The following is a 25312-nucleotide window of genomic DNA, read 5'->3' on the forward strand; positions in this document are numbered from 1 at the left end:
GGACAACCGTGGTCGGGGGCACTACGTTGTCCCCCATGGCTTTCACCGAGGAGACCGCACGTGCCCTGACCGCGCGCGCCCTGACGGCGCAGACCGACGGGCGGGTGCCCGGCCTCGCGGCGGGCGTGGCGCGCAAGGGCGGCCTCGAGTGGTTCCGCGGGATCGGGACGATCGACCTCGCCTCCCCCGGCGACGCCCCGGACGAGGACACGCAGTACCCCGTCGCGAGCAACTCCAAGACCTTCACCGCCGTCGCGGTCATGGCGCTGCGCGACGAGGGCCGCCTGAGCCTCGACGACACCGTCGACGAGCACCTCTCCGACAGCTCGCACGCCCGCGTGACGATCCGGCAGCTGCTCTCGCACACCTCCGGGATGCAGCGCGAGCCCGTCGGCGACGTCTTCGACACGCTGGAGATGCCCACCCGCGAGGAGCTGCTCGCCGGCTGGTCGGGTGCCGAGCGCGTCGGTCGCCCGCACGACCGCTGGCACTACTCCAACCTGGGCTTCTCCGTCCTCGGTGAGATCATCGCCCGGCTCGACGGCGGCACCTGGGAGGAGTCGATCCGCCGTCGCATCCTCGACCCGCTCGGGATGAGCCGCACCGGGACCGCCCCGATCGGTCGCGGGGCGAAGGGGTACTACGTCCCGCCCTTCGCCGACGTCCCCGTCGAGGAGCCCGTCCTCGACGCCCGCGCCATGGACCCCGCCGGTGGTCTTCTCTCCACCCCTGCCGACATGGCCCGCTGGGGTGGTTTCATCGCCGACCCCGTCGAGGAGGTCCTCTCCCCCGACACCCTCGAGGAGATGTGCCAGCCGCAGGTCATGGCCGACACGGTCGGCTGGGTCAGCGCGTGGGGCCTGGGGCTGCAGCTGGTCCGCCACGAGGGCCGCTTCTGGGTCGGGCACACCGGCGGCTGGCCGGGCTCGATCACCGGGGTCTTCACCGAGCGCTCCTCTGCGACCACCGGCCTGATCATGATGAACAACTCCGCGCCCGTCCCGCCGGCCACCGCTGCCGTCGAGATGGGCACCATCGCGATCGAGCGCGAGCCGGTCGAGCCGGAGCCGTGGGAGCCCGGCACCGAGCTGCCCGCCGACCTCGTCCCGCTGCTCGGGCACTGGTACTCGGAGGGCACCCACTTCGTCCTGTCGGTCAGGCAGGGCGCGCTCGAGGCGCGCATCGCCGGTCAGCCCAAGGAGCAGCCGCCGTCGGTCTTCGAGCGCGAGGGCGCCGACCGATTCCGCACCGTCTCCGGCCGGGAGCGGGGCGAGCTGCTGCGCGTGCAGCGGGACGCGAAGGGGGAGGTCAGCCACTTCAACTGGGCCACCTACCGCTTCGACCGTCGGCCGATGGCCTTCGGCGAGTGGCTGTGACCGTCCTCAGCTCGTCGCGCGCTCCCAGTCGGCCACCGGCCCGCTGACCACGTCGAAGAGCGGGTGGGCGCGCGGCGCGGCGATCACCAGGTCCGCGGCCCAGTCCGGCGAGCGCTGCTCGCACTTGGCGAGCAGGTGGCGCCACTCGAGCTGCAGCTGGTCCTCGGTGACTGTCATCCGCAGCGTCGGGTCGGGCGCCGGGACCACCCGGGAGCGGTCGAACCGGTAGCCGCGGCGGTCCGCCTCGTCGGCGAGGCCGAGGAGCCACGTGGCCACCCCGACGACCGGGTCGTCCAGCTGCTGGAAGCGCACCAGCTGCGGGTGCCGGGTGTACCCCTTCGTCCGGCCGAGCAGCACGGCCTGCGCCAGCAGCCCCTCGCGCCAGCCGGAGACCAGGGCCGCCCGGTCCAGCTGGGCAGGGTCAAGACTCCACAGCCGCATGACGTGAGCGTAACCGGAGCGGACGCAGGGGTGGGGTCGTCCGGCTCAGGCCGACGTCCGCACCGTGCACCCACGCAACGCCTGCACCCGGTCGTGCGGACGTCGCGCCAAGGACGGCCCCTCCCCTTCGTCCGCGGCCACCCACGGCCCGCGCCAAGGACGACCCCACCCCTTCGTCCGCGACGGTCTCGAGGCTCAGCCGTGGACGGCTTCGCACCTCGACCAGCGTGGGTCCGGGTGGCGGCGACTCAGGCGAGGTGCTTGCGCAGCTCCCGGTTGAGGACCTTGCCCGTGGCGTTGCGCGGCAGCTCGTCCATGAAGACGACCTCGCGCGGGACGCAGTGGCGGGCCCGGTGGGCACGCACGTGCTCCTTGACCGCGTCCTCGTCGAGGGAGTGCCCCTCGCTGACGGCGACGAAGGCGGCCAGCCGCTGCCCGAAGTCGGGATCCGGCACGCCGACGACCGACACCTCGCGCACGGCGGGGTGCTCGGCGAGCAACCACTCGACCTCGGTCGGGTAGACGTTCTCGCCGCCGCTGACGATCATGTCGTCGTCGCGGCCGTCGACGAAGTACAGGCCGCCCTCGACGTGGCCGACGTCGCCGGTGGAGACCAGGCCGTTGATGAAGTCCTTGGACCTGCCCTCGTTGGTGTACCCGTCGAAGACCAGCTCGTTGCCCGCGAAGATGCGGCCCGTCTGGCCGGCGGGGACCTCACGCCCCTCGTCGTCGTAGATCTTCACGACCGTGCCCAGCGGCGGGGTGCCGGCGGTGTTGGGGTCGCGGCGCATGTCCTCCGGCGTGGCGATGCACACCCAGGAGGCCTCCGTCGAGCCGTAGAGGTTGTAGAGGACGTCGCCGTAGGCGTCCATGAACTTCGTGGTGAAGCCGGAGGGGAAGGCCGAGCCCGAGGTGGCCACGACCCGCAGGTTGCGACGGGCCCGGGCGCCCGGGTCCTCCGGGAGCTCCATCATCCGCTGGAGCATCACCGGGATGGCGAACATCGCCTGCGGCTGCTGCTCCTCCAGCGCCGCGCGGGCCGCCTCCGGCGTGAAGCGCCGCTGCAGGATGATCGTGGCGCGCAGGGCCATCGACAGCTGCATCGCGGCGTAGCCCCACGTGTGGAAGATCGGCGCGGAGATGAGGATCCGGTCACCTGCGTGGAGCGGGATCCGGTCGATGATCGAGATCAGCGGACCGAAGCCACCCGGGGTCTTGCGGGCGGCCCCCTTCGGCGTGCCCGTCGTGCCCGAGGTGAGGATGATCGTCTTGCCGCCGCGGGCGGGGACGGGCAGCTCGCTCGCGCGGGGCGCGGCCTCGACCCGGCGGGCCAGCTCGCTCTCCGTGACCTTCGGCATCGACTCCGGCAGGTGGGTCACGACCTCGGCGAACTCGTCGTCGTGGATGAGCGCCCTGATCCCCTGCTGCTCGCAGACCTGGGCGAACTGCGGCCCGGACAGGCCGGTGTTGCCCAGCACGAGGTCGATCCCGATGGCCGAGGTGGCGCACATGACCTCGATGGCCTGCACGTGGTTGCGGGCGAGCAGCCCGATGCGGTCACCGGCCGTGAAGCCCATCTCGTTCAGGATGACCGAGATCTTCTCGGAGTTGGCCAGCAGCTCGGCGTAGGTCGTGGCGCCCCTGGTCTCGTCGACGACGGCGACGGCCTTGGGCGAGCGGTTGGCCGCCTGGCGGATCTCACCGGCGAGGCCGAAGCCCCACTTCTTCAGGGCGGTCAGCTGCTTGACCTGGTTGGTCGGCGGCCCGGGGGCGAGCATGCCCCGCTTGGCCATGGTCTTGGCGACGGTCAGTGCATTGATGGACATCTCAGGCCTTCGGGGTGTCGAACATGGAGGGGAAGGTGGCGGCGAGCGCGAGGTCGCCCTTCACCTTGATCTTGCCGCGCATCACCATCATCGTCGGGTTGCCCCGACCTGTGGTCATCTTGAGGAACTCCGCGGGCGCCATCATCAGGGAGACGTCGAAGTCGTCGCCCGGCTCCTCGGAGACGCGGCACGAGCCGTCGTCGATGACGATCTCGTAGGTGTCGTGGGGCCGGCTCTCGGGGCCCCCGGTGATCCGGAACTGTGTGGTGGCGCTGACGCCCTCCGCCCGGTCGGGGCGGAAGCGCGTCGGGAAGCGGGCGAAGACCGCGTCCAGCACGGCGCTGCGGTGCTCGCCGCGCATGGTCTCGGCGATCTCACGGTCGGACATGCCCTTGACGAGCGCGGCGAACTCCTCGGGACTCGTGGTCGCGAAGCTCGACGGGTCCAGTTCCATGGCAGCTCCTTCGGTGCGGTGTGCGGCGACCATACCCGCGGGTAACGTGGCCCGCCAGCGGTCGCGGCCGCACTGCCGCGTGCGTCCTGTCACACCGTCGAAGGGAGCGTGGCCCGCCTCAGGAGGTGGGCTTCTTGGCAGCCGTCTTCTTCGTCGCGGCCTTCTTGGCACCCGTCGTCTTCGCCGTCGTCTTCTTCGCGCCCTTCTTGGCGGTCTTCTTCGTCGACTTCTTGGCACTCTTCTTGCGGGTGCTCGGGCCCTTGGCCCGCTTGTCGGCGAGCAGCTCGAAGGCGCGCTCCGCGGTGATCGTCTCCGGGTCGTCCTCACGACGGAGGGTGGCATTGGTCTCGCCATCGGTGACGTACGGGCCGAAGCGGCCGTCCTTGACGATGACGGCCTTGCCGCTGGCCGGGTCCTCGCCGAACTCCTTCAGCGGGGGCTTGGCCGCGCGACCACGCCGCTTCGGCTGCGCGTAGAGGGCCATCGCCTCCTCGAGGGTGATCGTGAAGATCTGCTCCTCGGTCTCCATCGAGCGCGAGTCCGTGCCCTTCTTCAGGTAGGGCCCGTAGCGGCCGTTCTGCGCGGTGACGTCCACCTCGACCTGGCTCTCGGTGCCGTCCTCGGCCGTCTTCGTCTCGGTCACGGTGCCGACGACGCGCGGCAGCGAGAGCAGCTTCAGCGCGGTCTGCAGATCGACCGTCGCCGGGTCCATGGTCTTGAAGAGCGAGGCCGTGCGCGGCTTGACCTTGGCCTTGCCCTTCTTCGGCTTCTCCTCGGTCTCCTCGAGCACCTCGGTGACGAAGGGGCCGTAGCGACCGGTCTTGACGATGATGTCGCGCCCGGTCCCGGGGTCCTGCCCGAGGACGCGACCGTCGTCTGCGGCCTGGGCCAGCAGCTCGCGGGCCATCGCCGGCGTCAGCTCGTCCGGCGGCACGTCGTCGTTGATCGTCGCGCGCCTGGGCTTCGGCTCGGTCGTCGCCCCGTCGGTGACCTCGCCGGTCGCCGGGTCGACCCCGGTGGGCACGACCTCCTCGACGTAGGGGCCGTAGCGGCCGACGCGCACGACGATCCCGTCGCCGATGTCGATGGTGGAGATCGCCCGCGCGTCGATGTCGCCGAGGTCGGAGACGAGGTCCGCCAGCCCCTCGGTGCCGTCGGCGCCGTAGTAGAAGCGCTGCAACCAGGCGGCGCGCTCCGCGGAGCCGGACGCGATCTGGTCGAGATCCTCCTCCATCGATGCGGTGAAGTCGTAGTCGACGAGGCGGGTGAAGTGCACCTCCATCAGCCGGGTGACGGCGAAGGCCAGCCACGTCGGGACGAGCGCGGACCCCTTCCTGCGCACGTACCCGCGGTCCTGGATCGTGCTGATCGTCGAGGCGTACGTCGAGGGGCGCCCGATCCCCTTCTCCTCCATGGTCTTCACCAGCGACGCCTCGGTGTAGCGGGCCGGCGGTGAGGTCTCGTGGCCGGACGCGGTGGCGTCGACGACGTCGAGGTCCGCGCCCTCGGTGACCTTCGGGAGGCGGGCCTCGCCCCCCTTCGCCCCCTTGGTCTCGGGCTCGTCGGTGCCCTCCTCGTACGCGGCGAGGAATCCCTTGAAGGTGATGACGGTGCCGGAGGCGGAGTACTCGGCGGTCGTGGCGACCTCGCAGCCGCCGAGGTCCGCGGTGACCTTGATCGTCGCGGTCGAGCCCTTCGCGTCGGCCATCTGGGAGGCGATGGTGCGCTTCCAGATCAGCTCGTAGAGCCGGAACTCGTCGCCGCGCAGCTCACCGGCGACCTGGGCCGGGGTGCGGAAGCGGTCACCGGCGGGGCGGATCGCCTCGTGCGCCTCCTGGGCGTTCTTGGCCTTCTTGCCGTACATCCGCGGCGACTCCGGGACGAAGTCCGCGCCGTACATGTCGCGGGCCTGCCCGCGGGCGGCGGAGACGGCCGAGCCCGATAGGTTGGTGCTGTCGGTACGCATGTAGGTGATGTAGCCGTTCTCGTACAGCCGCTGGGCGACGCGCATGGCGTCGCGGGAGCCGAGGCCGAGCTTGCGGCCGGCCTCCTGCTGCAGCGTCGAGGTCGTGAAGGGGGCGTACGGGCGGCGCGTGTACGGCTTCTCGGCGACCGAGCTCACCGTGGCGGTGGCCGCGATCGTCGCCTCGGCGACGGCCGTGGCGGCCCGCTCGTCGAGGTGGCGGGCGCTGCCCTTGAGGGAGCCGGTGTCGTCGAAGTCGCGCCCGGCGGCGACCTTCGTCCCGTCGAGGGAGGACAGGCGGGCGGCGAAGGGGGCGGTGCCGGCGGAGAACTTCCCCTCGACGTCCCAGTAGGAGGCGGCGGTGAAGGCCATCCGCTCCCGCTCGCGCTCGACGACGATGCGGGTGGCGACGGACTGGACGCGGCCGGCGGACAGCCCGGCCTTGACCTTGCGCCACAGGACCGGCGAGACCTCGTAGCCGTAGAGGCGGTCGAGGATGCGGCGCGACTCCTGGGCGTCGACGAGGTGCAGGTCGAGCTCGCGGGTGTCCTCGACCGCCCGCTCGATGGCCTCCTGGGTGATCTCGTGGAAGACCATCCGCTTGACCGGGACCTTGGGCTTGAGGGTCTCCAGGAGGTGCCAGGCGATGGCCTCGCCCTCCCGGTCCTCGTCCGTGGCGAGGTAGAGGGTGTCGGCGTCCTTGAGCAGGCGCTTGAGCTCGGTGACCTTCTTCTTCTTGTCCGGGTCGACGACGTAGTAGGGCTCGAAGCCCTCCTCGATGTTGACCCCGAAGCGGCCGAAGGGCCCCTTCTTCATCTCCGCGGGCATCTCCGACGGGGTCGGGATGTCCCGGATGTGCCCCACCGATGCCTCGACGACGAAGTCGCCGCCGAGGTACCCCGCGATCGTCTTGGCCTTGGCTGGCGACTCGACGATGACGAGCTTGCTGGCCATGTGTGCCCCTTCTCCCGACCACACGTGCAGCGGATTCGTCGCTGCCTCGACGTGCGGTCACTCTCGCGCAGACCGTACTACGCCCGGCAGGGCGGCCCTGCCGATCCCCGACAGACGGGACCAGTGCACGGCTGGCTTTTTATTGAAGGTTCAAGTAATATTGAGGCATGACGACGACCCCGCCCGTGCTCTTCCTGTCCCACGGCGCCCCTCCGCTGGCCGACGACGCCCGGTGGACCGCCGAGCTCGCCCGCTGGTCCGGCTCCTTCGAGAAGCCGAAGAACATCCTCATGGTGTCCGCGCACTGGGAGAACGCCCCCGTGACGGTCAGCCCCACCCGCACCCGGGTGCCGCTCACGTACGACTTCTGGGGCTTCCCCCAGCACTACTACGAGGTCACCTACGACGCCCCCCTGGCGCCGGACCTCGCCTCCGAGGTCACCTCCCTCCTCGGGGCGAAGGGGGTCGACGTGCGCCGCGACGAGACCCGCGGCCTGGACCACGGCGCCTACGTGCCGCTGGTGGAGATGTACCCCGACGCGGACGTCCCGGTGCTGCAGATGTCCATGCCGACCCTCGACCCGCACGAGCTGACCGAGCTCGGCCGCTCCCTGGCCCCGCTGCGCGACCAGGGCACACTCATCGTCGGGTCCGGATTCACCACCCACAACCTGCGCTGGTTCAACCCGCGCCTCGGCCCGGACACGCGGCCGCCGAGCGCCTCCAGCGAGTTCGACCACTGGGCGCGCGAGACGGTCGACTCCGGTGACCTCGACACCCTCGAGCGGATGCTCGAGGTCGCCCCCGCCGCGCACGAGGCGCACCCGCGCACCGAGCACTGGGCGCCGCTCTACGTCGCTGCCGGCGCCGCCGAGGCCTCCGGCGCCACCGAGCGGACCACCGCGGTCGACGGCTTCTGGTTCGGCCTGTCGAAGCGCTCCTGGCAGTTCGCCTGACCACCTCCCGCTGCAGAACGACGAGGCGGGCCCCCGAGGGTTCCTGACCCCCTTCCTCACTCCCCCGCCGGCACGGCCCGCGGGTCGAGCAGCACGTCCTCCTGGTCCATCGGGGCGACGAACTGCGCCTCGTACAGGCGCGCGTAGGCGCCGCCACGGTCCAGCAGCTGCTCGTGCGGTCCCTGCTCGACGATCCGTCCGGACTCCATGACGAGGATGACGTCGGCGTCGCGGATGGTGGACAACCGGTGCGCGATGACGAAGGACGTGCGCTGTCCGCGCAGGGCGCGCATCGCGTCCTGGACGAGCTTCTCCGTGCGGGTGTCGACCGAGCTGGTGGCCTCGTCGAGGATGAGCAGGTCCGGGTCGGAGAGGAAGGCCCGGGCGATCGTGATCAGCTGCTTCTCCCCCGCGCTGATGTTGGTCGCCCCGTCCGTGAGCACGGTGTCGTAGCCGTCCGGGAGGGAGTGGACGAAGCGGTCGACGAAGGTCGCCTGGGCCGCCTCGCGTACGTCCTCGAGGTCCGCGCCCGGGCGGCCGTAGGCGATGTTCTCCCCGATGGTCCCGCCGAAGAGCCACGTGTCCTGCAGGACCATCCCGATGCGCGAGCGCAGCCCGGCCCGGGACATCCGGGTGATGTCGACGCCGTCGAGGGTGATCCGTCCGGCGTCGAGCTCGTAGAAGCGCAGGACGAGGTTGACGAGGGTCGTCTTGCCCGCGCCGGTCGGACCGACGATCGCCACCGTCTGACCGGGCTCGACGTGCAGGTCGAGGTCCTCGATGAGCGGCCGGTCCGGCGAGTAGGAGAAGGAGACGCCCTCGAGGGTGACCCGACCGTCCGAGCGCTCGGGCACCACCGGCGCCACCGGGTCGGGTCGCTGCTCCTGCGCGTCGAGCACCTCGAAGACCCGCTCGGCCGAGGCCACGCCGGACTGGACCAGGTTGGCCATCGACGCCAGCTGGGTGATCGGCATCGTGAACTGCCGCGAGTACTGGATGAAGGCGACGACGCTGCCGAGGGTGAGGACTCCGTCGGCGACCTGCAGACCCCCGACGACGGCGACGACGACGTAGGTGAGGTTCCCGACGAACATCATCACCGGCATGATCACACCGGAGACGAACTGCGCCCCGAAGGTCGCCCGCCGCAGCGCCTCGTTGCGCTCCTCGAAGGTCGCGGTCACCTCCTCCTGGCGGCCGAACACCTTGACCAGCTCGTGCCCGCTGAAGGTCTCCTCGACGATCGAGTTCACCTCGCCGGTGGTGGCCCACTGCTGCTTGAAGTAGCGCTGGCTGCGGGTGCCGATGACCTTCGTCACCCAGATCGAGACCGGGATGGTCACCAGGGCGATGACCGCCAGCAACGGCGAGATGGAGAACATCATCGCGAGCATCGCCACGACCATGACGAGGTTGGTGAGCATCTGCCCCAGCGTCTGCTGGACCGACTGGGCGAGGTTGTCGATGTCGTTGGTGACCCGGCTGAGCAGCTCGCCACGCGGTTGCCCGTCCAGGTACGGCAGGGGAAGCGCGTGCAGCTTGTCCTCGACGTCCCGGCGCAGGTCGCTGATGACCCGGTTGACCGCGACGACGACGAGGCGGTTCTGCACGAAGGTCAGCACCCCCGCGCCCGCGTAGAGGGCCGCCGCGAGCAGCAGCACCCGGCCGATGGCCCCGAGGTCCATCCCCTGACCGGGCACGAGGTCGGGGACGCCGCTGACCATGTCGGCCAGCTGGTCACGCCCGGCTTGCCGCAGCCCCTCGACCGCCTGCTCCTTCGTCTGCCCGGGCGGCAGCCGCTCGCCGACGACACCGGCGAAGACGAGGTCCGTCGCCCACCCGAGGATGCGCGGGCCGATGGCGGTCAGGACCACGCCGACGACGGCGACGGAGGTCGCCAGCGCGACGATCGCGCGCTGCGGGCGCAGCAGGCCCGCGAGGCGGCGGGCGGACGCGGCGAAGTCGGCGGGCTTCTCCACCGGCACGCCGAGACCGGCGCCGGGCGGTCCCCCGCGCGGGGCGGGCTGCCTGCGGGCCGCGGCCGCCTTCTCCTCCTCGGTGGGGACCTCGCTCATGCCACCTCCTCGGTGACCTGCGACTCGACGATCTCCACGTAGGTCGGGCACTGCCGCAGCAGCTCGGCGTGGGTGCCGCGCCCCACGACCCGCCCGTCCTCGAGGACGACGATCTGGTCGGCGTCCATGATCGAGGCGACGCGCTGGGCCACGACGAGGACCGTGGCCTCCCGGGTCCAGGGGCGAAGGGCGGCGCGCACCCGGGCGTCGGTCGCGACGTCGAGCGCGGAGAAGGAGTCGTCGAAGAGGTAGACATCGGGTCGACGCACGATCGCGCGCGCCATCGCGAGGCGCTGGCGCTGCCCCCCGGACAGAGTGGCGCCGCCCTGCCCGACCGGGGCGTCGAGGCCCCCCTGCTCGCGGACGAAGTCGGCGGCCCGGGCCACCTCCAGCGCGGCCCACAGGTCCTCGTCGCTCGCCTCGGGCGCTCCCTGGCGCAGGTTGCCGGCGACCGTGCCGGCGAAGAGGAAGGCGCGCTGGGGCACCAGCCCGATACGTGCCCACACGTCCTCGAGAGCCGCGTCGCGGACGTCGACCCCACCGAGGCGCACCGCTCCGGAGGTGCAGTCGTAGAGACGGGGGACGAGCCCGACGAGGGTGCTCTTGCCGGCGCCGGTCGACCCGATGACGGCCGTCGTCGTCCCCGGCCGCGCGACGAGGTCGATGTCGTGGAGGACGGGCACGTCGGCACCGGGGTAGGTGAAGGTGACCCCCTCCAGGCGCACCTCGAGCGGACCGTCGGGCACCGGCACCGGGTCGGTGGGCGCCGCGACGCTGGACGGGGTGTCGAGGACCTCGACGATGCGCCCGGACGCCACGGCCGCACGCGGGATCATCATCGTCATCATCGTGGCCATGACCACCGACATGAGGATCTGGGTCAGGTAGGTCATGAAGGCGGTGAGCGACCCGATGCTCATCTGACCGGCGTCGATGCGCTGCGCACCGAACCAGACGACGGCGACCGTCGAGAGGTTGAGCACGAGCATCGCGAAGGGGAAGACGGTCGCGAAGAGGTTGCCGACCTGCACTGCCGAGGCGGTGTACCGCTGGTTGGCCTCGGCGAAGCGCTCGCGCTCGTCCTGCTCGCGCACGAAGGCCCGCACGACCCGCACCCCGGTGATCTGCTCCCGCAGGATCCGGTTGACCGAGTCGACGCTCTCCTGCATCGTGCGGAAGCCCGGCAGCATGCGGCTCACGAGCAGCCCGACGCCGACCCCGAGGACCGGCACCGCGACGGCCACGAGCCACGAGAGCCCGACGTCCTCCTGCAGGGCCATGATGATGCCGCCGACCATCATGATCGGCGCGCTGAGCATCATCGACAGGCCGAGGTTGGTCACCAGCTGCACCTGCTGGACGTCGTTGGTGCTCCGGGAGATCAGCGTCGCGGCGCCGAAGCGGTTCACCTCCTGCGCGCTGAACCGGCCGACCCCCGCGAAGACGTCGGAGCGCACCTGCGCCGACAGGCCGGAGGAGCACCGCGAGGCGATCCACGCGACCCCGATCGTGGCGACGACCTGGACCAGCGAGACCCCCAGCATCACCGCGCCGGCGCGCAGGATGAACCCGGTGTCCCCCACCGCCACGCCCTCGTCGATGATCCGGCCGTTGAGGCTCGGCAGGGCCAGGGCCGCGAGGGTGCCCAGGAGCTGGAGTGCGACGAGGCCGGCGAGCAACCCCGGCCGACGGCCGAGGTGCGTGCGCCACAGACGGACCAGCACGACTACCCCCTCACGGGAGGATCAGGAACCCGTCCGCGACGAGTCCCCGCACGAGCGAGACGCCCGCGTCGAGCGCCTCGTCCGTGGGCCGCTCGAGCAGCCCGGAGATCGCGACGAGCGACTGGCGGGCGGTCAGCTCGCCGTCGCACACCGAGACCAGGGCGGCGTCGAGCGTGTCGAGACGGACGACGCGGCCCAGCCCCCCGCCCTGCCGGAGCAGGATGACGCTGGGGTCGGTGGCGCCGGGCTCCGCGTGCGTCTCGGTGGTGACGTCCGCCGCGCACCGCCAGGCGGTGTCGAGCACCTCAGCGTCGGTCATGCCGGCGAGCCGGTCCCGGGCGGCGAGACCTGCGGCGACGGTGGGGCCCATCGGTGCCGCCACCGGGCCGGTCGCCTCCACGAGGTCGACGAAGGGGGCCCGCTCGCTCGTCGGTCGGTGCAGCGTGATGATGCCGAACCCGATCTCGCTCACGCCCCGGTTCGCGAAGTCGTCGAGCCACGCGCCAACGAGCGCGTCGTACTCGGGGGTGCCGGGCCGGTGGCCGCCGTCGCGGGCCCACAGCTCGGCGTACTCCGCCGGGTCCTGCACGTCCCGTTGGACCACCCAGGCGTCCAGGCCGCTCTCGGCGACCCACTCGCCGACCCGCTCCCGCCAGTCCTGCCCGGCGCCGGTCTCCCAGTTGCCGAGCAGCTGCGCGACCCCGCCCGGGGCGAGGTGGGCCCCGACCCCCTTCGTCAGGGCCGCGACGACGCCGTCGCCGGCGGCACCGCCGTCGCGGTACTCGTAGAGCGGCACCCCCTCGGCCCGCGGCGTGATGACGAAGGGGGGATTGCTCACGATGAGGTCGAAGGTCTCCCCGGCCACCGGGTCGAGGAAGGACCCGGAGCGCAGGTCCCAGTCGACGCCGTTGAGGCCGGCGTTGAACTCGGCGTAGCGCAGCGCCCGCTGCGACAGGTCGGTGGCGACGACCGACCCGGCGTGCCCCGACAGGTGGAGCGCCTGCACGCCGGAGCCGGTGCCGAGGTCGAGCGCGCGGGCCACCGGGGTCCGGGGCGTCCACGAGGCCAGCGTCGTCGACGCACCGCCGATGCCGAGGACGTGGTCGACGGGCAGGGGCTCGCTGCGCAGGTGCTGGAAGAGCGCAGGGGGGTCGGAGGCGATCCACCAGCTGTGACCGAGGTCGTCGCCGTAGGGCCGCAGGTCGCACGTGGCGACGAGGTGCGCACCGTGCGGCTCGACGATGCGCAGGGCGATCGCCCCGGTCACGCCGGTCCGCGGCAGCGCGGCCCCGAGGGTGTCGGCGGGGATGGGCAGCCCCAGCCCGAAGCAGCCGATGAGCACACCGAGCGGATCGCTCGCCCCGGCGACGACCCGCCTGGCCGGCAGCGGCTGCTCGCGGCCGAGTGCGTCGGCCGCGAGACCACCCAGGCGCTCCCGGACGGCGTCGACGCGGAAGTCCGCCGCGGTCAGGTCCTCGCGTAGCTGCTCGAGGAGGGCTGGGTCGATACGGAGGTTCGCCGAGGAGGTCACGGCATGAGCCTAGGCCCGGTCGCCCACGGACTCCTCCTGCACCTCGGCGATCGCGACATCATCGCGCTTGGCGACCACGAGGGCGATGACGAGGACGAGGAGGGCGACGAGGGCGATCGCCCACCGGATCATCTGCGACCCCTCGTCACCGAGGTAGAGGGTGACGATGGCCGGCGCGATCAGCACGGCGACGAGGTTCATCACCTTGATCAGCGGGTTGATCGCCGGTCCGGCGGTGTCCTTGAAGGGGTCGCCGACCGTGTCGCCGATGACCGCGGCCTCGTGCGCCGGCGAGCCCTTGCCGCCGTGGCGCCCGTCCTCGACGATCTTCTTCGCGTTGTCCCACGCACCACCGGAGTTGGCCAGGAAGACCGCCATGAGGGCACCACAGGCGATCGCCCCGGCGAGGAACCCGGCGAGCGCCCCGATGCCCAGGCCGAAGCCGACGACGACCGGGGTCAGGGCGGCGAGCAGGCCCGGGGTCGCCAGCTTGGTCAGCGAGTCGCGGGTGCAGATGTCGACGACGCTGGCGTAGTCGGGCTTCTCGGTGCCGGCCATGATCCCGGGGTGGTCGCGGAACTGGCGGCGCACCTCGTGGACGATCGACCCCGCGGCGACGGTCACCGCGTTGATCGCGAGCCCGGAGAAGAGGAAGACGACCGCGGCGCCGAGGAGCAGGCCGACGAGGACGCTCGGGGTGACGATCTGGGTGTTGACCATCTGCTCGAAGCCCCCGACGCGGTCCTGGGAGACCGCGCCCTCCTCGAGTGCCCGCACCGTGGAGGTCCACGCGTCGGTGTAGCTGCCGAAGAGCGCGGTGGCCGCGAGGACGGCCGTCGCGATCGCGATGCCCTTGGTGATCGCCTTGGTCGTGTTGCCCACGGCGTCGAGCTCGGTGAGGACCTGCGCGGCCTCCTCGTCGACGTCGCCGGACATCTCGGCGATGCCCTGGGCGTTGTCGGAGACGGGGCCGAAGGTGTCCATCGCGACGATGACCCCGACCGTGGTCAGCAGACCGCAGCCGGCGAGCGCGATGAAGAACAGCCCGAGGACGACGGAGGAGCCCCCGAGCAGGAAGGCCAGGTAGATGACGACGGCGATCGTCGTCGTCATGTAGACCGCGGACTCCAGGCCGAGGCTGATGCCGGAGAGGATGACCGTCGCGGCGCCGGTCTCGGTCGTGCGGGCGACGTCCTCGGTCGGGCGCTTGTCGGTGCCCGTGAAGTGCCCGGTCATCCGCAGGATGACGGCGGCCAGGACGATGCCGAGGATGACCGCCAGGAGCGCGGCGCGCCGCGGGTCGCCGACGAGGGCGGCGACGTCCTGGTCGGAGGAACCCAGCTGCTCGTAGCTGCCGGGGAGGTAGAGGTAGGCGGCGGCCGCGCAGAGCACCGCGGAGATGACCGCCGAGATGTAGAAGCCGCGGTTGATCGCGTCCAGGGCCGACTCGCCGGCGCGGGCGCGGGTGATGAAGATACCGATCATGGCGGTCACGGCGCCGATCGCCGGGATGAGCAGCGGGAAGACCAGGCCGTAGGCGCCGAAGGCCGCCGAGCCGAGGATCAGTGCGGCGACGAGCATGACGGCGTAGGACTCGAAGAGGTCGGCGGCCATGCCGGCGCAGTCACCGACGTTGTCCCCGACGTTGTCGGCGATCGTCGCGGCGTTGCGCGGGTCGTCCTCGGGGATGCCGGCCTCGACCTTGCCGACGAGGTCGGCGCCGACATCGGCGGCCTTGGTGAAGATGCCACCCCCGACGCGCATGAACATCGCGAGCAGGGCGGCACCGAAGCCGAAGCCCTCGAGGACACGGGGCGCATCACCGCGGTAGGCCAGGACGACGATGGCCGCCCCGAGCAGACCGAGCCCGACGGTGAACATGCCGACGGTGCCGCCGGTGCGGAAGGCGATCTGCATGCCCTCGTCGCGTCCGGTCGAGCGGGCCGCCTCGGCGACGCGGACGTTGGCCTTGACCGCCAGGCTCATGCCCAGGTAGCCGATGGCCGCGGAGAAGACGGCACCGAGGACGAAGAAGCCGGACCGGCCCCACCGCACCCCAGCGGTGTCGGCCGGCAGGAAGAGCAGCAGGACGAAGACGAGGACGACGAAGATGATCAGCGTCCTGAACTGCCGTCGCAGGTAGGCGTGGGCCCCCTCCTCGACCGCACCGGCGATCTCCTGCATCCGCTGGGTGCCGGCGCCGGCCGCGATCACCTGGCGTCGCAGGACGACGCCCAGCACGAGCGCGGCGAGACCGATGACGGCCACACCGCTGATGAGGGTCAGGTTGGCGCCGTCGAGCTCGAGCGCCGACGACGCCGCGGTCAGGGACACCTGCATACCGGCCATGCCATCCTCCTTGATGGACGAGGGTCACGGCCGGAGCCACGTGTGAGGTCGACCACAGCCGTGGCCACACCCTAGCGCCGGAAGGCTTCTCGCGTGGGGACTTCGGATGAGGCCCCCCCCTTCGCCTCCACCTGCGGGGGAAGGGGAGCGCCCCGGCCAGACCGGCTCGGGCACCCGGTCGGGGGCGGCCGGTCGCACGTGCTCGGTGAGCTGACCCAGCAGGTGCAGCACGACCGCGCCGAGGAAGGCCAGGCCCGCCCCGAGCTCGATCACCTCCTCGAGGGTCTGCTGGACCCGCTCGGCCGCCACGGACCACGTGTGCGGGTCGATCGAGTCCATGCCCACGGTCACGCAGGCCAGGGCGACGCCGACGACGAGCAGACCCGTGGCCCAGCGGTCAGCGCGCAGGCTGCGCACGACGAGGGGCAGCAGGGCCAACCCGACGACCCCGACGATCAGGAGGAGGAAGTCCCCCGGCGCCACCCACGTCAGGAGCGGCAGCCGGACGTCGCGCGGGGCGAGGTAGCCGTCGCGCAGGCGCTCGTGGATCGCGAAGCGTTCGTCGAAGGCCAGGACGCAGAAGCCGACGGCGAGCACCGCCAGACCGGCTCGGGGACGCTGATCGCGCAACCGCGCCACGAACCACGCGAGGGCGGCGAGGACCCCGGCCACGACGAGCGTCACCGACTGGAACCAGGTCATCGGCACCTGCTCCTGGGCGATCCACGCCCACCACGTCGGGTATCGGGCGGCGAAGAGCAGCCCCGGGACGAGCAGCCACGTCAGCAGCAGCGCCCCGAGCAGTCCGGTCCTCGCCCGGGTGCTCATGCGGTCCGTCCGACGAGGGCACCGGACGTGACCACGTCGACCGGGGCGTGCCGTACCGCGGCGAGGACCGCCCGGCCGAACTGCTCCGCACCGCGCTCGAGCACCTCGTCGCGCCACCAGGCGCTGTGACCCGTCTGCAGGACACGGCCCTCGGTGACGAGGTCGCACGCGGGATCGAGCACGGCGTCGTCGACGCCGTACCCGCGCAGGTGGCCGGAGCGGATGGCCGCGGCCACCGCGTCGTGGTCGACCAGGGCCGGTCGACCGATGTTGACGAGGAGCCCACCGGGACGCATGCGCTCCAGCTCGGGTGCACCGACGACGAGCGGGTGCTGCGGGTCGGTGGAGCAGCACAGCGCGACGACGTCCGCGCGCTCGAGCAGCTCGTCCGTGTGCGTCATGATCGTCCCCCGCTCCTGGGCGGCGACGCGGGCGACCGGGTCCGGGTCGCTGCCGATGACCGACATGCCGACGCCCCCGGCGAGCCGCGCGAGGTGCGTACCGATGCGGCCGACGCCGATGATGCCCAGGACGCGTCCACCCAGCTCGATGCCGCGCAAGGAGGTGGCCGCGGGGACGAGGCCCCGGGAGCGGTCGTTGGCCAGGTGGATCCGCGCGGCCAGGCCGAGCAGGAGGCCCAGGGCGTGCTCGGCCACGGCCGTGGTGGCGTACTCGGGCAGCACCGACAGGCTCACCCCGTGGTCATCGAGGAGCTCGAGGTCGATGTGCTCGTACCCGGTCGCGTAGAGCACGATCCGCCGCAGCCGGGGGCAGGCCCGCAGCAGCTCGGCGTCGAGGCGGGGCAGGGTCGCGTTCGTCGTGGCCAGGACGGTGGCGCTGCGCAGCAGGGCGGCCGCCTCGCGGCCGTCCGGCGCGTCCTCCCGGGTGACGAAGCCCAGCCTCGCGTGCTCCTGGATCTGCGCTGTCCGGGCTGCGGGCACCGACCGGGTGCCTGCGCGACTGAGTACGACGACGTGCTCCACGTGCTCCTCCTGTGTCCGGGGTCGACCACCCAGACGCACGAGGTGCCCACCTGGTTGCGTCAGCCGACCGGCGCCTCCGCCGCACCGACGGCCGAGTCGAGGTCGGGCCGGATGTCCAGCAGCTGGTCGAGGCCCGTGATGCTGAAGACACGCAGCACCCGTTGGTGCGAGGCGGCGACGGTCATGGTCCCGCCGTGGCGCGCCAGCCGCTTGAGCCGACCGACGACGATCCCCAGCCCGGTGGAGTCGAGGAAGGTGACGTCGGTCAGGTCGAGGGTCAGCCGACGACGCCCGTCGGCGATGAGCGCCTCGAGGGCATCGCGCAGCACGGCGGCGGAGGTCACATCGATCTCACCGGCGACGTGGACGATGTGCACCTCCCCGGCTTCGCTGGACGTGACGGAGATGGACACCGGCCTACCGTAGAGCACATGACCACCCCCCGCCCAGAGGCCGACGAGCTGCTCGGCCTGCTCACCCGCGGGCGCGAGGACCGGCTGCGGCACGTCGAGCGCATCCCGGCCCGACCGGCCACCGAGGTGGACCTGCCGGACTGGGTGGCACCACCCCTTCGCCAGTCGTTGGCCGGTGCCGGGATCGACCGGCTGTGGTCGCACCAGGCGAGCGCGGCGCAGGCGGCCCGGGACGGCCGGCACGTCGTGCTCTCCACGGGGACGGCCTCGGGCAAGTCGCTCGGCTACCTCCTCCCGTCACTCACGTCGGTGCTCGAGGGCCGGTCCGCCGCGAACGGCCGGGGCGCGACCGCGCTCTACCTCTCCCCCACCAAGGCACTGGCAGCCGACCAGCTCGCCCGGCTGCAGTCCTGGGCGGTGCCCGGGGTCCGCGCGGCGACGTACGACGGGGACACCCCCACCGACGAGCGCCGCTGGATCCGCGACCACGCCGACGTCATCCTCACCAACCCCGACCTGGTGCACCACTCCCTCCTGCCGGGCCACCGCAGCTGGGCGCACGTCCTGCGCCGCCTGCGGTACGTCGTCATCGACGAGTGCCACGTCTACCGCGGGATCTTCGGCTCGCACGTCGCGCTGCTGCTGCGCCGGCTGCGCCGGGTGGCGCGACGCTACGGCGCCGACCCGACCTTCGTCCTGGCCTCCGCCACCGTCGGCGACCCGGGCGGGCACGCGTCGCGGCTCATCGGTGACGACGTGCTCGCCGTGACCGAGGACGGGTCACCGCGCGGCGCGCTGACCTTCGGGCTGTGGCAACCACCGGAGGACGACGACGGGGGTCGGCGCTCCCCCACCACCGAGGCCGCCGAGCTCATGGCCGAGCTGGTGGGCCGGGACGTGCAGACGCTCGCCTTCGCCCGGTCGCGGGCGGGCGTGGAGGCGCTGGCCTCGTCCGCGTCGCGGCAGGTCAGCATCGTCGACGAAGGGAGGATCGCGGCCTACCGCGGCGGGTACCTCCCCGAGGAGCGACGGGTCATCGAGCGCCGGCTGCGCGAGCGGCAGCTGCTCGGGCTCGCGGCGACCAATGCCCTCGAGCTGGGCATCGACGTCGCCGGTCTCGACGTCGTGCTCATGGCCGGGTGGCCGGGACGGCTCGCCTCGGTGTGGCAGCAGGCGGGGCGCGCCGGTCGTGACGGGCGGGACGCCCTCGCCGTGCTGCTCGCCGCCGACGATCCTCTCGACTCGTGGGTCGTGGAGCACCCGGAGGCGGTCTTCGACTCCCCGGTCGAGGCGAGCGTCCTCGACCCGCAGAACCTGCGCGTGCTCGTCCCGCACCTTGCCTGCGCCGCCGCCGAGATCCCCGTGACGCTCGCCGACGAGGCCTGGTTCGGCGACTCCCTCGAGGGCGTGCTGGCCATGCTCGTGGAGCGCGGCATCCTGAGAGCCCGACCGGGCGGGTGGTTCTGGACCCGACCGGACCGGCCGGGCGATCACGTCTCCCTGCGCGGCATCGGCGAGGTCGTCAGCATCGTCGAAGGGAGGTCCGGCCGGGTCGTCGGCACCATCGACGAAGCGGCGGCGCACGCCCAGGTGCACACCGGGGCGGTCCACGTGCACCAGGGGCAGACATGGGTGGTCACCGATCTCGACCTCGAGGAGGCGACCGCCACGGTCGTGCGCGGTGACCCGGGTTGGTCGACGCAGTCGCAGTCGGTGTCGGCCTTCGACATCGTCGCCGAGGAGAGCGGCGTCGACCTCGGACCGGTGCGGGTCAGCTTCGGCCGGGTCGACGTGCGTCGGCAGGTGACCGGCTTCCTGCGACGGCTGCCGGGTGGTGAGGTCCTCGGGACGCACCCGTTGGAGCTGCCCGAGCGCACCCTGTCGACGCGGGCGGTGTGGTGGACCATGACGCCCGAGGCGTTGGCGGCGGCCGGGATCGACGAGGTCGATGTCCCGGGGGCGGCGCACGCGGCCGAGCACGCCGCCATCGGGATGCTGCCGCTGCTCGCCACCTGCGACCGGTGGGACATCGGCGGGGTCTCCACGGACTGCCACCCGGACACCGGACTGCCGACGATCATGGTCTACGACGGCCACCCCGGGGGCGCGGGCTTCGCGGCACGGGCCCACGAGCGGATCGAGCAGTGGCTGACGATGACCCGGGAGACGATCGCGGGCTGCGGCTGCGCCGCCGCCGGGTGCCCCGCCTGCGTCGTCTCCCCGAAGTGTGGCAACGGCAACGAGCCCCTCGACGCACGGGGAGCCGTGGCGCTGCTCGACCTGATGATCGGTGCCCTGCGCCCTACAGTTGGGACGGAGGCCCACTCGGGTCCCGCCACCCGACCAGCCGAAAGGATCTCGTGATGGTCGTCCTCGGACTCGTTCTCGTGCTGCTCGCTCTCCTCCTGGGGGCCGCCCTGATCACGGGGACCTCCGCACCGGAGACCGTGGGGCAGGACGTCGACATCACCGTCCTCGACACCGTCACGTTCACGCTCAACCCGTTGACGCTCGTCGTCTCCGGCATGGTCGTGATGTTCCTCCTGTGGCTCGGGCTGGTCCTGATCAAGACCACGCTGGCGCGCAAGGCCCGCCTGCGCCGGGAGCGCAAGGCCGCCGAGCTCGAGGCACGCGAGCGCCATCGGCGCGAGGAGGCCGAGGCAGCCGAGCGCGCCCGGCACGAGGAGGGGGAGCGCCAGCTCGAGGAGCGCCGCCTCAAGGAGGAGCGCCGCCTCGGAGAGGAACGCCGCCTCGGGGAGGAGCGCCGGGCAGGAGGCTCCACAGCGGTGCACCCGGAGGAGGGCACCGCGACCTCATCGACCGACGAGACACGCCCACTCCCCCGTGAGGACACCGGTGGGCCCACCCGCCCGCTCACCCGCGGGCGCCGCGGGGCGGGGGGAGAGCCCAGCGGTAGGGATTGATGACGTGATGGCCGAGGACCGGGCGGTCGTGCTCTCCCGGCTGGCACGGGGCGTGGCGGCTCGACGGGATGCGCCGTTGGCCGAGCGCCTGGCGGCGGTCTGTGCCGAGATCCTCGAGGTGGGGGCGCCGCGCTCACCATCGGCTTCGACGAGCAGAGCCGACTGACGGTGGTCGCGGTGGACGAGGCGTCCGCGCGACTGGCGCAGCTGCAGGACGTCATCGGCGAGGGCCCCGTCCCCGACGCCTACCGTGAGGGGAGGTCGGTCGACGGGGACCTCGAGAGCCGCACACGATGGCCCGTGCTGGCCGAGGCCGCGCGCGGCGAGCTGGGGCCCCTGCGGATCCTGGCGGTGCCGATGCAACCCGGAGGACGGATGATGGGCGCCCTCACCGTGCACCACCCGGGCTCCGACCCGCGCCGCTTCGACCTTCGACGGGCGCAGTACCTGGCCGATGCGGTCGGCGCGGCGCTGCTGCGCGACCCGGAGTGGGAGACCGACGAGCACACGAGCCCCTGGGCCAGCCGCGCACCGGTGTACCAGGCGACGGGGATGGTGATCGCGCAGCTGGGGATCGACCCGGACGACGCGCTGGCCATCCTCCGGGCCCACGCCTACACCCAGGAGGTCAGTCTCACCGCGATCGCCGAACGCGTGCTCAGCAGAGAGCTCGACTTCAGCCAGACCGACATCTCCGGAAACGAGGACCCATGATCGCGCGAACCGCCGCCCACTCGTTGGCCCAGGCCACCTCGGCGCTGGTCGCCGAGCACGACACCCTGGACCTGCTGACCCACCTGGTCGACGACTGCGCCCGGGCCGTGGGTGCGGACGCGGTCGACCTGGTGGTGAGCACCGGCCCCGAGGACCTGGAGCTGCTCTCCGCCACCTCGCACCGCGCTGCCGAGCTGGAGATCTTCCAGGTCCGGCAGACCGACGGTCCGTGCATCGACTGCATCCGCAGTGGGCAGCTCACGGCCGCGACAGGGAGCGGGGAGCTTCGGTCGCGCTGGCCGACGGTGGGCGGCGCGATCGTCGACGCCGGCTTCCTCGCGGCGCACGCCCAACCGTTGCGCTGGCGCGGACAGGTGCGCATCGTCGACCGTGCCGCGGCCGACGGGTTGAGCGTGACGGAGGTGGCGAAGCAGGTGGTCGCCGACGCACAGCGGTGGAGCACTCGGTGAGTGACGCCCCGGGCGGTGCCGGGACGAGCGCCGACGACCACGCGGACGCGCGGTTCGCGGCGGTGGTGCGGGCCCTGCACACCGAGCAGGGCATGCAGGAGACGCTCCAGCGAGCCGTGGATGCCGCGGTGGAGCTCTTCCCCGGGTGCGACCACGCGTGCGTGTCGCTGGTGCACCGCAGCCACCGGATCGACACCCCCGCCTTCACCGACGAGGCCGCCCGCCGGGGCGACGAGCTGCAGTACCGCCTGCAGGAGGGCCCCTGCCTCGACGCGATCTGGACCGAGGAGACGGTCCACAGCGAGGACCTGACCACCGAGGAACGCTGGTCCACGTGGGGCCCGCTCGCAGCCGACGAGCTGGGGATCCGGTCGATGCTGTGCTTCCAGCTCTTCACCAGCCGCGACAGCCTGGGTGCTCTCAACCTGTACGGGATCAGGACGTCGGCATTCAGCGAGGCCGACGTCACCATGGGGTACGCCCTGGCAGCCCACGTGTCGATCGCCCTTGCCGGCGAACGCGACCTCAGCGACGCCAACCTGGCAATGGCCGGCAAGATCCTCATCGGGCAGGCCGAGGGCATCCTCATGGAGCGGCACGCGCTCGATGGCCAGCAGGCATGGGAGTCATTGGCCCGCCTCGCCGTCGACCAGCAGGTCAGCATGGAGGCCGCTGCCGCGCAGGTGATCGAGGACCGCTCGCACCCTCGTTGACCACCAGGCCGCCGCTGGCACGGGTCAGCCAATGGCACGGTCCGTTCCGGCCGGGCCCGCCCGAGCCGTGCCCTCAGCCCGGTCCGGACCCACTCCGGCCAGGTGGGGTCTGATCGGTACGGACGCCGTCACGGTCACGACGCCCAGGTCGCCGACCGAGCAGTCCAGCACCCGGGCTTCGTGGCGGCGGGCGATCCGGTCGGCCTCCCGACACGCGGCAGCCGGATCCGCGTGCACCTGGAAGTGGCCCGCGGCGGCGAGCGCGCCGAGGTCCGCCGCGGAACGGGCCACGTGCACCGAGCGCACGGCGCCCAGGACCACCAGTGCGCCGAGGGTCACGGTGAGCAGTGCCGCAATCACCCCGACGGCGAGCACCGTCGCGGACCCTCCCTCGCCGGTGCCGCGCCGCGCCGCGCGGCGCAACCGTTCCGCCGGGAGCTCACGGTGCGACATCGACCGACTCGATCCTGGCGGTGGAGGAGCACCTCGTGTCCGGACCGACCCAGGCCACACCGGCCGGCGCCGGCGCCGCCACGGTGACCGTCACGTGGCCATCCGCCCGCGCGATCTCGACGGTCGCCGACCCCGGTGCGGCCTGCCGGGCGTCCCGCACGGCCCGGGCAGGGGACTCGGCCCTGGCCAGCTCGCGGACGGCGACCCTCGCGGCATCGACGCACCGGACCTGGTCGACGCCCCAGGCGAGGGCCGACAGGCAGGTCACGAGGACGAGGACGACCGCAGGGAAGGTGAGGGCCAGCTCGGCCGTCACCATCCCCGCGTCGTCGATCGTCCTAGCGGATACCGAGCGCCTCGAGGATGACACCGGAGAGCCCCGACTCGACCGACCCGGACTTCACGACCGCCAGCAGGACGATCGCGAAGGTGCACGCGGCCAGTGTGCCGACCGCGTACTCGGCGGTGGTCATACCGGCCTCGCCGGCACGGTGCGCCCGGTGACGCCAACGCACGATGCTTCTCTTCATGGGTGCTCCTCACCTCGGGCGGCGCGGAATGCGCCGCGGTGAGATCCACACTTCGCCTGCGGGCCGGCCCGCGGGCGCTGCACGGAGAACCTGTGCACGGTGGGTGGGCGCCGCCGCCGGGTGTGGACGGGCCCGAATCCCGTCCCGCGGCCACGTGAGCCTAGGGTGCGCGCATGGAATCTGTGGCCGATGCCGTCGTCGGGATCAACGACATCTACTGGTACCTCGTCATCGTCTTGCTCGTCGTCGCCGGGCTGACCTTCACCATCTGGTCGGTGGTGGTGCAGATCCGCTTCGTGCCGGAGATGTTCCGCACGATCATCGAGCGGCCGACGGGCACGAAGGACGAGGACAGCATCTCGCCCTTCCGCGCCTTCACCATCTCGGCGGCCTCCCGCGTGGGCACGGGCAATGTTGCCGGTGTGGCGATCGCCATCACCCTCGGCGGTCCGGGAGCGGTGTTCTGGATGTGGATGCTCGCGCTCATCGGCGGCGCGACCGCCTTCGTGGAGTCCACGCTCGCCCAGCTGTACAAGGTTCGCGGTGGTGACAGCTACGTCGGCGGTCCGGCCTACTACATCCGTGACGGTCTCCGGCTGCCGTGGCTGGCCGCCATCTTCGCCGTGCTCATCACGATCACCTACGGATTCGTCTTCAACTCCGTCCAGGCGAACTCCATCTCCGCCTCCGTCCAGGGCAACATCGGCGGCAACAGCACGGTGACCGCATGGGTCGTGGGCCTCGCGCTCGCCGGCATCACCGGCGTGGTCATCTTCGGTGGTGTCCGCCGGCTCTCCGCGGTCACCGAGGTGATCGTGCCGCTCATGGCCGTCGCGTACATCGCCGTCGCGCTCGTCGTGGTCGCGATCAACATCCAGCACGTCCCCGCGATGGTCACCCTCATCGTCGAGCACGCGCTCGGGTTCCGCGAGATCGCCGGCGCCGCCTTCGGTGCGGCTGTCATGCAGGGCATGCGCCGCGGCCTCTTCTCCAACGAGGCCGGCATGGGTTCGGTACCCAACGCCGCCGCCACCGCCTCCGTCTCGCACCCGGTCAAGCAGGGTCTCGTCCAGACGCTCGGCGTCTACTTCGACACGATCCTCGTCTGCTCGGCGACCGCGTTCATCATCCTGCTGAGCGCCCCCTCCTTCGGCCTGGACGACCCCGAGGGCATCCAGCTGACGCAGAGCGCCCTGCAGGTCCAGGTCGGTGACTGGGCGGGGCCGTTCCTGTCCGTGGTGATCTTCTTCCTCGCGTGGTCCTCGGTGCTGGGCAACACCTACTACGGCGAGGCCAACATCCGCTTCCTCAGCGGCTCGGGGCGGATGCTCACGGCCTTCCGGGTGCTGGTCCTCCTCTGCGTCGTCGGCGGATCGCTCGGCTCGGTGGCGCTCGTGTGGAGCCTGGCCGACCTCTTCATGGGCCTGATGGCGACCATCAACCTCATCGCCATCCTGCCGCTGGCCGGCCTGACGATGGCACTGCTGAGGGACTACAGCGAGCAGAAGGCGCAGGGACGCAACCCGGTCTTCCACCGCAAGGACCTGCCGCAGGCACGAGGGGTGACCCTGTGGGACGACGCGGACATCGAGGTCTGGACCAAGGAGAGGGAGCCGGCCCGGTAGACGTCGCCCT

The 25312-nt window shown here is 72.0% G+C and carries 23 protein-coding genes; 9 read left to right on the top strand and 14 right to left on the bottom strand.

The window, feature by feature from the left end; all coding sequences use genetic code 11:
* Positions 1-35: 35 nt before the first annotated feature.
* Entirely contained in the window at positions 36-1376 is a 1341-nt protein-coding gene (locus PVE36_RS12650; RefSeq protein WP_277452830.1) for a serine hydrolase domain-containing protein, read from the top strand.
* 6 nt (positions 1377-1382) lie between these two features.
* On the opposite strand, the gene PVE36_RS12655 is transcribed toward PVE36_RS12650, so the two are convergent.
* The 4 genes from PVE36_RS12655 to topA form a co-directional block, all read right to left on the bottom strand.
* Positions 1383-1817 (bottom strand): pyrimidine dimer DNA glycosylase/endonuclease V, encoded by a 435-nt coding sequence (locus PVE36_RS12655; RefSeq protein WP_277452831.1) that lies wholly within the window; start codon positions 1815-1817, stop codon positions 1383-1385.
* Positions 1818-2065: 248 nt separating this feature from the next.
* A complete protein-coding gene (locus PVE36_RS12660; protein WP_277452832.1) occupies positions 2066-3643 on the bottom strand; it encodes an AMP-binding protein in 1578 nt (525 codons plus the stop codon).
* 1 nt (position 3644) lies between these two features.
* The gene (locus PVE36_RS12665; RefSeq protein ID WP_277452834.1) at positions 3645-4097 is read right to left on the bottom strand and encodes an SCP2 sterol-binding domain-containing protein; all 453 of its coding nucleotides are present in this window, start codon (positions 4095-4097) and stop codon (positions 3645-3647) included.
* A 118-nt stretch (positions 4098-4215) separates the two neighbouring features.
* Positions 4216-7014: a type I DNA topoisomerase gene (gene topA / locus PVE36_RS12670; RefSeq protein ID WP_277452836.1), complete on the bottom strand. Its 2799-nt coding sequence runs from the start codon at positions 7012-7014 to the stop codon at positions 4216-4218.
* A 167-nt stretch (positions 7015-7181) separates the two neighbouring features.
* On the opposite strand from topA, the gene PVE36_RS12675 reads away from it, so the two are divergent.
* Entirely contained in the window at positions 7182-7970 is a 789-nt protein-coding gene (locus PVE36_RS12675) for a class III extradiol ring-cleavage dioxygenase (protein WP_277452837.1), read from the top strand.
* Between the two features lie 56 nt (positions 7971-8026).
* On the opposite strand, the gene PVE36_RS12680 is transcribed toward PVE36_RS12675, so the two are convergent.
* The 7 genes from PVE36_RS12680 to PVE36_RS12710 are packed head-to-tail and all read right to left on the bottom strand — an operon-like array spanning position 8027 to position 17873.
* Positions 8027-10045, bottom strand: coding sequence for an ABC transporter ATP-binding protein (locus PVE36_RS12680; RefSeq protein WP_277452838.1), 2019 nt, complete (start codon positions 10043-10045; stop codon positions 8027-8029).
* Positions 10042-11769, bottom strand: a complete 1728-nt coding sequence (locus PVE36_RS12685; protein ID WP_277452839.1) for an ABC transporter ATP-binding protein — start codon at positions 11767-11769, stop codon at positions 10042-10044. Before PVE36_RS12685 ends, PVE36_RS12680 begins: the two co-directional genes overlap by 4 nt.
* Positions 11770-11779: 10 nt before the next feature.
* A complete protein-coding gene (locus PVE36_RS12690) occupies positions 11780-13300 on the bottom strand; it encodes a class I SAM-dependent methyltransferase (protein WP_277452840.1) in 1521 nt (506 codons plus the stop codon).
* A 9-nt stretch (positions 13301-13309) separates the two neighbouring features.
* Entirely contained in the window at positions 13310-15649 is a 2340-nt protein-coding gene (locus PVE36_RS12695) for a sodium-translocating pyrophosphatase (protein ID WP_277452842.1), read from the bottom strand.
* Positions 15650-15673: 24 nt separating this feature from the next.
* Positions 15674-16477, bottom strand: a complete 804-nt coding sequence (locus PVE36_RS12700; protein WP_277452843.1) for a hypothetical protein — start codon at positions 16475-16477, stop codon at positions 15674-15676.
* Positions 16474-17460 (bottom strand): NAD(P)-dependent oxidoreductase, encoded by a 987-nt coding sequence (locus PVE36_RS12705; RefSeq protein ID WP_277452845.1) that lies wholly within the window; start codon positions 17458-17460, stop codon positions 16474-16476. The genes PVE36_RS12700 and PVE36_RS12705 overlap by 4 nt, the downstream gene beginning before the upstream one ends.
* 59 nt (positions 17461-17519) lie before the next feature.
* On the bottom strand, positions 17520-17873 hold the full coding sequence (locus tag PVE36_RS12710; protein WP_277452847.1) for an STAS domain-containing protein: 354 nt from the start codon (positions 17871-17873) through the stop codon (positions 17520-17522).
* 18 nt (positions 17874-17891) lie between these two features.
* Between PVE36_RS12710 and PVE36_RS12715 the strand changes: the two genes are divergently transcribed.
* From PVE36_RS12715 to PVE36_RS12740, 6 genes are read left to right on the top strand one after another with little or no spacing between them, the layout of a single operon-like run.
* Positions 17892-20237: a DEAD/DEAH box helicase gene (locus PVE36_RS12715; protein WP_277452848.1), complete on the top strand. Its 2346-nt coding sequence runs from the start codon at positions 17892-17894 to the stop codon at positions 20235-20237.
* Positions 20237-20797 (top strand): hypothetical protein, encoded by a 561-nt coding sequence (locus tag PVE36_RS12720; protein WP_277452849.1) that lies wholly within the window; start codon positions 20237-20239, stop codon positions 20795-20797. Before PVE36_RS12715 ends, PVE36_RS12720 begins: the two co-directional genes overlap by 1 nt.
* A 4-nt stretch (positions 20798-20801) precedes the next feature.
* Positions 20802-20963: a hypothetical protein gene (locus PVE36_RS12725; protein WP_277452850.1), complete on the top strand. Its 162-nt coding sequence runs from the start codon at positions 20802-20804 to the stop codon at positions 20961-20963.
* 11 nt (positions 20964-20974) lie between these two features.
* Complete coding sequence (locus PVE36_RS12730; RefSeq protein ID WP_277452852.1) at positions 20975-21511, top strand: GAF and ANTAR domain-containing protein; 537 nt, start codon at positions 20975-20977, stop codon at positions 21509-21511.
* Entirely contained in the window at positions 21508-21981 is a 474-nt protein-coding gene (locus PVE36_RS12735; RefSeq protein ID WP_277452853.1) for a hypothetical protein, read from the top strand. Before PVE36_RS12730 ends, PVE36_RS12735 begins: the two co-directional genes overlap by 4 nt.
* The gene (locus PVE36_RS12740) at positions 21978-22694 is read left to right on the top strand and encodes a GAF and ANTAR domain-containing protein (protein WP_277452858.1); all 717 of its coding nucleotides are present in this window, start codon (positions 21978-21980) and stop codon (positions 22692-22694) included. The genes PVE36_RS12735 and PVE36_RS12740 overlap by 4 nt, the downstream gene beginning before the upstream one ends.
* A gap of 24 nt (positions 22695-22718) precedes the next feature.
* Here the strand turns inward: PVE36_RS12740 and PVE36_RS12745 are convergent, their stop codons facing one another.
* The 3 genes from PVE36_RS12745 to PVE36_RS12755 are packed head-to-tail and all read right to left on the bottom strand — an operon-like array spanning position 22719 to position 23677.
* Positions 22719-23147, bottom strand: coding sequence for an Rv3654c family TadE-like protein (locus PVE36_RS12745; protein ID WP_277452860.1), 429 nt, complete (start codon positions 23145-23147; stop codon positions 22719-22721).
* Positions 23134-23466, bottom strand: coding sequence for a TadE family type IV pilus minor pilin (locus PVE36_RS12750; RefSeq protein ID WP_277452862.1), 333 nt, complete (start codon positions 23464-23466; stop codon positions 23134-23136). Before PVE36_RS12750 ends, PVE36_RS12745 begins: the two co-directional genes overlap by 14 nt.
* A gap of 19 nt (positions 23467-23485) precedes the next feature.
* Complete coding sequence (locus PVE36_RS12755; protein WP_277452866.1) at positions 23486-23677, bottom strand: DUF4244 domain-containing protein; 192 nt, start codon at positions 23675-23677, stop codon at positions 23486-23488.
* A 173-nt stretch (positions 23678-23850) separates the two neighbouring features.
* Here PVE36_RS12755 and PVE36_RS12760 point away from each other — a divergent pair, with 173 nt between their 5' ends.
* Complete coding sequence (locus PVE36_RS12760; protein WP_277452869.1) at positions 23851-25302, top strand: alanine/glycine:cation symporter family protein; 1452 nt, start codon at positions 23851-23853, stop codon at positions 25300-25302.
* Positions 25303-25312 lie beyond the last annotated feature (10 nt).

Origin of the sequence: Janibacter sp. DB-40 (assembly GCF_029510815.1) — a bacterium.
Classification (GTDB): Bacteria; Actinomycetota; Actinomycetes; order Actinomycetales; family Dermatophilaceae; genus Janibacter.